Below are 9,344 nucleotides of genomic sequence, written 5' to 3' on the forward strand. Positions count from 1 at the left end.
ATTAACTATTTAGTTTTATTGGTTGATTTTGATTTACTACGTTTTTTACTTTTGGCTTTCACTTCAACTTTAGCACTTGCTTTCATGCTTGATTTAGCGTTCGATTTTGCCTTTTTTGGGGTACTTGATTTAGTACTTGGTTTAGTATTTTGCTTAGTATTTGGCTTCGCGCTACTTTTTTTACTGGTTGATTTTTTGCCCTTTCGTTTTATTGGTAAATCGACAATTTGATCGTTTTTGACTTGTTTGGACTTATCTTTTGCCGTTTTACCCTGACGTTTTGGCTTATTATTACTGCCAACCAATGAAAAATCAATTTTACGTTCTTCTGGATTAACATTATCGACTTTCACTTGCACTTTATCGCCTAAACGATAAGTAAAACGTGTATTTTCACCAACTAGGCGATTGTGCGAGGCATCAAAGAAATAGTAATCATTTTCAAGCGATGACACATGCACTAAACCATCGATAAATAGATCGTCCAACCGCACAAAGAAACCAAAATTAACCACGCTTGAAATAGAGCCGTTAAATACTTCACCTACATGATCTTGCATGTAATCACACTTAAGCCAATCCACCACATCACGTACGGCCTCATCAGCTCGTCGTTCGGTCATTGAACAGTGTTCACCAAAGTAAAGCATTTCATTTGTATCATAACGATACCCCCCTGTTTTACTGGTTTTATGTTTTTCATCAGCTAAAATCCATTTGATAGCACGATGCAAAAGCAAATCAGGATAACGGCGAATTGGCGAAGTAAAATGTGCATACTCCTCAAGTGCCAAACCAAAATGTCCTCGATTTTCTGGATCATAAATAGCTTGTTTCATAGAGCGTAAAATCACGGTTTGCAACATATCATGATCAGGGCGTGTTTCAACCACTTTCATTAATTCGGCAATATCTTTAGGTTTAGGACTTGCACCACCACCAAGTGATAAACCAAGTTCACTTAATACACTGCGCAAATTACTCATTCGATCTTCATCAGGTCTGTCATGTACACGGAATAATGATGGCACTTGGGCACCAATCACTAATTTTGCTGCTGAAACATTGGCTAAAATCATACACTCTTCAATAATTTTATGTGCCACATTTCGCTGTGCCAGTTCAATACTTTCAATACGTTTATCGGCATTAAAAACAAATTTCGGCTCTTCTGATTCAAATCCTATCGCACCACGAATAACCCGTGCTTTATCAAGCACGTTATAAAGTCCATAAAGATTTTCAAGATGAGGGACTAATTCATGATAGTGTTCACGAAGTTCTTCATCACCATCTAAAATCTTAGCCACTTTAGTATACGTTAACCGAGCATGCGAGTTCATTACCGCTTCATAAAACTCAAACCCCGTTAAACGCCCTCTATTGGAAACGGTCATTTCGCAAACTAAACATAAGCGATCAACTTGCGGATTTAACGAACAAAGCCCATTAGATAATGCTTCTGGAAGCATTGGTACAACTCGTGAAGGAAAGTAAACCGATGTACCTCGTAAACAAGCTTCTTTATCTAACGCCTTACCTGGTCTAACATAATAACTAACATCTGCAATAGCCACCCATAACCGATAGCCACCACCACGATTTTTTTGGCAATAAACCGCATCATCAAAATCACGGGCATCTTCACCATCAATTGTTACCAAAGGTAATTGTCGCAAATCTCTTCGCCCTTTTTTGGAACTTTCTGGCACTTGTTCGGTGAATTTGCTTACCTCTTTTTCAACAGCCTTTGGCAATTCATAAGGGATTTCGTGATTCCGCAGAGCAATATCAATCGCCAAATTAGTCCCCATTATTTCACCGAGCACTTCTTTTATAATGCCAACAGCTTTTTGACGGCGTTCAGGGCGTTGTTGTAACTCAACCACCACCACCGTTCCCATACGAACCGTGCGGCTAGGTTTACCCGCAATTAAAATATCAAAGTTTAAACGGCTATCATCAGGGACAACAAAACCAACACCTTGCTCAATAAAATACCGCCCAACAATTTGATTATTGCGTGGCTCTAAAATTCGCACAACACGAGCTTCCATTTTTCCGCGATATTTAGTTCCCATTGGCTGAGCTAAGATTACATCGCCTTGTAAAACTTTTTTCATTTGCTCCGGTGATAAAAAATAGTCTTCAGGACTTCCTTCAACGCGTAAAAAACCAAATCCATCACGATGCGCAATCACACTGCCTTTAACCATATCAAATTTTTCAGGCAAGGCATAACATTTACGGCGTGTAAAAACTACTTGTCCATCACGCTCCATTGCGCGCAAACGACGATGCAATGCCACTTTTTGCTCTTCATTTTTAATATCAACAGCTTGAGCAATTTTTTCTAAACTAGCAGGCTTTGCTTCTTGTTTAAGGTAATCTAAAATAAGCTCTCGACTGGCAATTGGGGAATCATACTTCTCGGCTTCGCGGTCAAAAAATGGATCTTTTATCATAAAAGGAATACCCTGTGACTAATATTAGCGCTAGCATAACACAGAGTCGTATAACTTAAAATGAAGATTCAATTTATAACCAAGAATCAAAATCTATAAAATAAATTATAAAAACATAAAAAAATATCTAAATCCGCATCAAAATAACGTATTGAGCCTTAATGGCACTGCTAAAGAATCATAATTCAGTAGATAATTATTTTACAATACTACATAAATCATATTGTGTTGATTTATATTTTGTATTAATGATATTTTTAAATCAATATTATGAAAATAGTTATAGAGGTGTTTGGTTTAGGGCGTTTTGTCTTTGCCAAATAAAACGTCCTAAACCTCACTACGTTAGAATAAGCCATAACTCTCAGTTATTTACACCATAAGCCCCCTTTCGTCTCAAGATCTAAAGATTAAGTACCAAACGCTAAAAACTAAGGTGTGGTGCAAACACCATAGGCGGGTCCATCGCTGAGTAGAACATCGCCCTCGTACGTGTTGACATGGAACTTGCTACTAGCTGAGCCGTCACTCGTCATGCTGTTCTCGGAGAAACCTGAATCAGCGTAGATGCCCACCGAACCCCACTCCGTAAAAAATCCAGCGCCTATGTGACGCCTGTAACCATTCCAATCAGACGACGGCATGGCGCTATTTATGCCATTTATACATGGGAAAAAAACCATATCCCCTCTTACACCACACTTCGCATTGGTTAAATCCCTTACCCTCGGCATGCGGTAACCCAAACTATCACACCATGCTGAATAGTCACTATAATCTCTCCATGTATGTCCCCGACTGACGAACCACTGCCTCAACACAAATCCATATTTTACTACCTCATCATTGGTATTAATATCTCTACCCACTAACTCAAACGTCTGCGGTAACTTTGGCTTAGCAATTGGGTTAGGATGAGGATTGTACCATTGATTCCTTGCCTCAGGACCTATTAACTTAACACGGGCGACAACTTGTCCCCCATCTTCATAAGGAATCCAGTAATCATTAGGTACAACATTTGTCACTGTTGCAGTAATTCCCTCATGCGTGACTGGTTCCCATGTCAATTCTTCTGGTTCTATTCCTGTTATGAGTAAATCAAAATATAAATTATGCGCACCTGTAGTCGGAAAATTTAGGCTGTATGATTCAGGATTGGTAGATTGAACTAAAAAGCCCTTATTAGGATTCCATATGTCAGCTGGGCCTGCATATCGGTCATCATAAATATTAGATAGATACGGCCTTACATAATTGATAACTGCCGACGGTTGTAGCATTATTGCATCACTGCGATTACTCGCTTGAGCTTTTTTACCATTCGCCTGAACATTCCATGACGATGACAATAATAACAGTGCTAATACTAGCAAAGCTGTTTTAGGTGATTTGAGCAATAATTTCGATAATAATTTGAGAGATAATTTGGAAAGTATAAATGAGCTTAGTGTAAAAACTCGTCGAATAAGATTATTTGATAAATTTAAGACATAGGTTTGCCAGTGCTGGTGTCTGGTGTCTGGTGTCTAAAATGATAATGCATTACGTTCCTCGTGTCAAGTAATATTTTGTTTTATTTGAATTTTTATAATTATTCGCTTATTTAATAAGCTTGTTTTCCTACAACGATAAAAGTATAGCCATTAAAAAAATGGTTGGCTAGTTTTTTGGCGGACTTTTTTGTAAAGAAATGTAAAGATAAAACAATTCGACTTTATAGATAGGTTAATTTTATAATTAAAATATGCTGTTAGCTTTATAGCTTTTGAGTTTTGTCGAAATAACTGATATTGGTGGTAACGTTTAAAACGCAAACACGCCAAACAGCCCAAATTGCTGGGCTAGCTTTACTTCGTTATCAGCATATCCTGACACGGCAATAAATAGCAATATCCCTGTTTTTTAGTCCTTACGGTCAAGATAAGGGCCAAGTCAGTTAGTTGTTTGCTAATATTATCAAATCTAAATATAACTTTTAACACCGCTAGTCGGGAAGTTGCGACTGTAAGATGAAAAATAAAGTAGATCGAACAATAAAACCCTTCTATCATTTCACTTGTCAGTAAGTTCAGTAGCATATCAATTCTGCTTTGCTTAGCTGACAGTAAAAATTAATTTGGATTGATGTAATAAATAACCGTTCAGCAATGAAGTTTTTGCTGTTAGGAACACCATACGAATACTTAAAACATTGCTGCAACCAACTGCTTGGTTAATTTTATTTATAATGCTAGCAATTAAACTTTATAACTTCAGTTAAGCCATTTTATATATCCATTACCATCAACACCTCATTTGCTATTTTTGGAGCAAATATGTTAGCTCAACCGAACTATATTTTTTATATCCCTACGAGCTTATCCTATAACACGCAAACTACAAACTTACCCGTTTTACTGGCTAAAAATAGCGCCTTACTCTGAGCCTTTTCTTTAACTGATTGTCACACTATTAATACCATAAGATTCTGCAATCAAATAAGTGTTAAATGTTAAGGAGCAATGCAAACACCATAATTATTTTTATTCAGCTCGAACTTGTAAACTCCGCCATTGTGCGAGGACACAACAAACTGATTGTTTTTCGTCGTGTCGTCACTTGTCCAATAGTAGCCATCGGAAAAACCCACACCAATATAGTTTTTCACAAAACCCCAGTCCGTGAATAATCCAGCACCTATTCGACGCTGATAGTGATTAGCTACTGATGATGGAGTGGCGCCGACCGCACCTCGACAATAGCTGCTTGAATTTACACCTGAACAGACTGCATTAGTCAAATCCTTTACCTGTACTAAACGATAGCCTAAACTATCACACCAAGATGCTTGGTTAGAAGCCGTATCTTTTTTATTACCTCGGTTTACAAACCACTTCTTCAACTCAAATCCATATCTGACTATTACATTACCATTACTATCTTTACCTTCTAATTTAAATACTTCGGGTAAATTTGGCTTGTTAATTTGACCTGGTTTCGCTTTCCCTTTTTGTGCAGCACTTGCCTTAGGACCCGTTAAGGTAACTCGTGTTACAGTTTGTGTGCGATTGTTGCTAGGAAACCAAGTATCTTTTGCACTTATCCTTCTCACTGTAGCTGTTATCCCCTCATGCGTAACAGATGTCCATGTTAATTGCGCTCCTCCTCCACCTATGTCTAAATCAAAATACAAACCATCAGAACCCGTAGTCGGAAAATTCCGATCGTAAAATAAAGGATCGATTGATTGAACTAAAAATCCCTTAGTTGGATTCCATATGGCATCGGGGCCTGCAAAGTTGAGTTCAGAGACAGTTGCACCCTCAAGTAGATTCGGCCTTACAAAGCAGATAACGGGTGGTACATTAGGATTAATATAATACGTTACCCTACCACCAGTAAAAGTAGTACTAGCTGGCACACCATAATGAGTAGTTAAACGACCACCAGCACTACTTAATTCCACTCTATAAGGTGCATTACAAATATCTAAAGCATCACCACGTTGAACCACTTGGCCATTCTTATCTGTAAAAGTAACTCTTATATCCCCCGTTGCCGTTAGCTGACCATCTCCATCATCATCACCCCAATAATGACCAGTTGTTACTATGTCATTTATACTCACTGAATTACTTGATGTAGGAACTACCATATCAATATTAGCAAGAGTATCTTTTGTGCGTGGTAATACGATTGGTATTGTCGCTGAGTCATTATTTTGCGGTGTAATTTTAGTACCGTCCGACAAAGTAATGCTTAACAAGCTATCTATTGTAGTAGTTTTAGTTACACCATCAAACGTTAAATATGGTGCGCTGCCTTCAATAACGTTGGCCGTTGTAGCTGTTAATGCCTGCGATTCTAATGAATATGATAATAGTAATAACGACATCAACAAAACTTTTGAAGGTACAAATAAAATTAAAGAAACAGCTTGCACAAAGTGATTCTTAAAAAACCTTGAAATATAAATCCACCAACAGTGGCAACTATAACAATACTGCATTACTTTCAACCTATTTTTTATTTTTATGTGCTCTTGCATTTACCAGCAAAAGTGCATAACTTAACATTTTGTATGTATCAGACCTTCTTAAAAAAGCGACTATCTTTAGTTATTTGCCTTTAATTACCCCCACAAACCCGCACTCATCCAAAGATTAAGAATTAAATACTAACTAAGGATAAACACAAGCAATTAAATTTAGACTGGTGGTGGTGCCACTGCTTTGTACAGAACCATGCCATGTGTACACAACGAAAACTTGATTTTCAACATGGAATTCGTCACTTGTCCAATATTCTCCTTGTTCGAAAGCACCACGATAATTGTGTAAGTTACCCCACTCCGTGAGTAATCCTGCTCCTATTTGACGTTGGTAACGATTATTACTTGATGATGGTATAGCACCGACAGCTCCTTGACAATAAGTACCTGAGCCTATACCTGAGCAGACTGAATTTGTTAGGTCTCTTACATGTGGCATACGATAACCAATACGATGACACAAAGATTCCTGTTTAGAATATACATCCAGCATTAGCGAAGACGCGAACCATTTCTGCAACTCAAATCCATATTTAACTACTACGTTATCACTACTATCTCTACCCTCTAACACAAATGTATGAGGTAAATTAGGTTTAGTTATTTGACTAGAAGGATATCTACCTTTTGCATGTGGGCCAGTTAGAGTAACCCGTACACTAGTACTAGTTACATTACTCATCGTAGCAGTTATACCCTCATGAGTAACTGAAGGCCAAGTAAGTGCTTGGTCACTTCCACTTATCTCCAAATCAAAATACAATCCATCAGCACCTGTAGTCGGAAAATTTCGCTTATACTGTGACGATAAGAATGATTGCGTCAAGAAGCCCTTATCCGAATCCCATATTTCAACAGGTCCTGCGAAGATTCCTTTACCTGATCTTTCTGCCATATTCGGTCTTGCAAAACAAATGACTACCGTTGATTTCGGCGTGATATAATACTCTACTTCACCACCTGTAAAAGTGCTAGTATTGGGCACACCGTAACGAGTTGTTAAACTACCGTCTGTAGTAGCAATAGATAATTTATATGGAGCTTTGCAAATATTTAAAGTATCACTACGGCTTACCTCTTGACCATATTTATCCGTGATTTTCAGCGAAATATTTCCTGTAGCCGTTACTTCATTCGACCTCTGTCCATCTCCATCATCATCGCCCCAATTTCCTAGTGCCACTAACTCACTAAAATTCACTGAATTAAATGATGCCGGTACCATCAAGTTAATATCAATAAAACTTTGACCTACCACTGGCAACTCAATCGGACTTGTCAATGATGAAGAGTTGCTTTGAGGTGTGAATATTCGACCGTCCGATAACTTAATACCTAATAAGTCCTCTGTTTTAGTCACTTTAGTGACACCATCATCAAAGGTTAAATACGGTGCAGAGCCTCGAATAGCGTTGATCGTCGTAGCTGTTAATGCCTGCGATTCTAATGAATATGATAATAGTAATAACGACATCAACAAAACTTTTGATGGTACAAATAAAATTAAAGAAACATCTTGCACAAAGTGATTCTTAAAAAAATTTAAAATATAAATCCACCAACAGTGGCAACTATAACAATACTGCATTATTTTCAACCTATTTTTTATCTCTATATGCTTTTTCTATTTATTCAAAAAAATTAACTGTTTAATATTATCAGTCTTATCTTGTGGTCATACTTTTGATATCTTCGCTTAGTTGTCCCTATAAACCTCCTACAATAGCTAGAAACTAAAAGCTATGGAGTAACACATACTCCATAGAAATCAGGTTCAGGATCGTACTCCTCCACATAACCATCGAACGGGCTAACGGCAAACTTAGAGTTTTCGTTTTCACCATCACTACTCGTCCAGTATTCGATGAAACTGAATTCAGCATTGTTATAATATTGCATGCTGCCCCACTCAGAGAAAAGACCTGCACCTATTTGTCGCGAGTAGTAGTTTCCACTTGATGATGGAAGTGCTCCCTGGCAACTACTACCTAAATAAGCACAGTCTGTATTAGAAAGGTCTTTCACTTGCGGCATACGATATCCTAAACCGCTACACCATACGGCTTGGCTCGAAGGACTATCAGGTGAATATTCTCCGCGATTCACAAACCATGCCTGTAACTTAAAGCCATATTTAACTACTACGTTATCATTACGATCTCTACCCTCTAACACAAATATCTGAGGTAAATTAGGTTTAGCTATTTGACTAGGATTAGAATTTTCCAATTGGTTTTTTGCTTCTGGGCCAGTTAGAGTAACCCGTACACTAGTACTAGTTACATTACTCATCGTAGCAGTTATACCCTCATGAGTAACTGAGGGCCAAGTAAGCGATTGGTCACTTCCACTTATCTCCAAATCAAAATATAAGTTATTGGCCGCTGTGGTCGGAAAATTTAAACCGTAAGATTCGGGTATAATTGATTGAGTAAGAAAACCTTTTTTAGCTTTCCACATGGAATCAGAACTTTCACCAGAGTCATAGCTCAAATTAGGCTTTGCGAATTCTACTTTTACGCAAACATTGTTACTTGATGAGTTAGGATTAAGGTAATATATTTCACTACCTGCTTCAAATGTACTACTACTAGGTAAGCCATAACGAGTACTTATACTACCTCCTGTAGTACTTAATTCCACTTTATAAGGCGCATTACATTTCGTCAATACATCATTACGGCTTACCTTTTGACCATACTTATCCGTAATTTTCAGCAAAATATTTCCTGTAGCCGTTACTTCATTCGACCTCTGTCCATCTCCATCATCATCGCCCCAATTTCCTAGTGCCACTAACTCACTAAAATTCACTGAATTAAATGATGCCGGTACCATCAAGTTAA

The 9,344-nt window shown here is 37.8% G+C and carries 5 protein-coding genes; all 5 read right to left on the minus strand.

Going from position 1 to position 9,344, the window contains the following annotated elements; genetic code table 11:
- Window positions 1-5 precede the first annotated feature (5 nt).
- Window positions 6-2,465 (minus strand): ribonuclease R, encoded by a 2,460-nt coding sequence (rnr, locus tag A9G32_RS10075; protein ID WP_065589204.1) that lies wholly within the window; start codon window positions 2,463-2,465, stop codon window positions 6-8.
- A gap of 431 nt (window positions 2,466-2,896) precedes the next feature.
- Entirely contained in the window at window positions 2,897-3,817 is a 921-nt protein-coding gene (locus A9G32_RS10080) for a hypothetical protein (protein WP_065589203.1), read from the minus strand.
- Window positions 3,818-4,959: 1,142 nt separating this feature from the next.
- Complete coding sequence (locus A9G32_RS10085; RefSeq protein WP_141672648.1) at window positions 4,960-6,342, minus strand: hypothetical protein; 1,383 nt, start codon at window positions 6,340-6,342, stop codon at window positions 4,960-4,962.
- A gap of 286 nt (window positions 6,343-6,628) precedes the next feature.
- Window positions 6,629-8,020 carry a hypothetical protein gene (locus A9G32_RS10090; RefSeq protein WP_141672647.1) on the minus strand — a complete coding sequence of 464 codons (1,392 nt, stop codon included), beginning with the start codon at window positions 8,018-8,020 and terminating at the stop codon, window positions 6,629-6,631.
- A 218-nt stretch (window positions 8,021-8,238) separates the two neighbouring features.
- Window positions 8,239-9,344 (minus strand): hypothetical protein (locus tag A9G32_RS13090; protein ID WP_218055888.1); only part of this gene is annotated, 1,106 nt, incomplete at its 5' end.

It is taken from the genome of Gilliamella sp. Gris3-2, from assembly GCF_001690345.1.
Taxonomy (GTDB): domain Bacteria; phylum Pseudomonadota; class Gammaproteobacteria; order Enterobacterales; family Orbaceae; genus Gilliamella; species Gilliamella bombi.

Excerpts from the sequence above, each read along its gene's own strand:
- rnr (WP_065589204.1), bottom strand. The coding sequence starts at position 2,465 with ATGATAAAAGATCCATTTTTTGACCGCGAAGCCGAGAAGTATGATTCC.
- A9G32_RS10085 (WP_141672648.1), bottom strand. The coding sequence starts at position 6,342 with ATGTCGTTATTACTATTATCATATTCATTAGAATCGCAGGCATTAACA.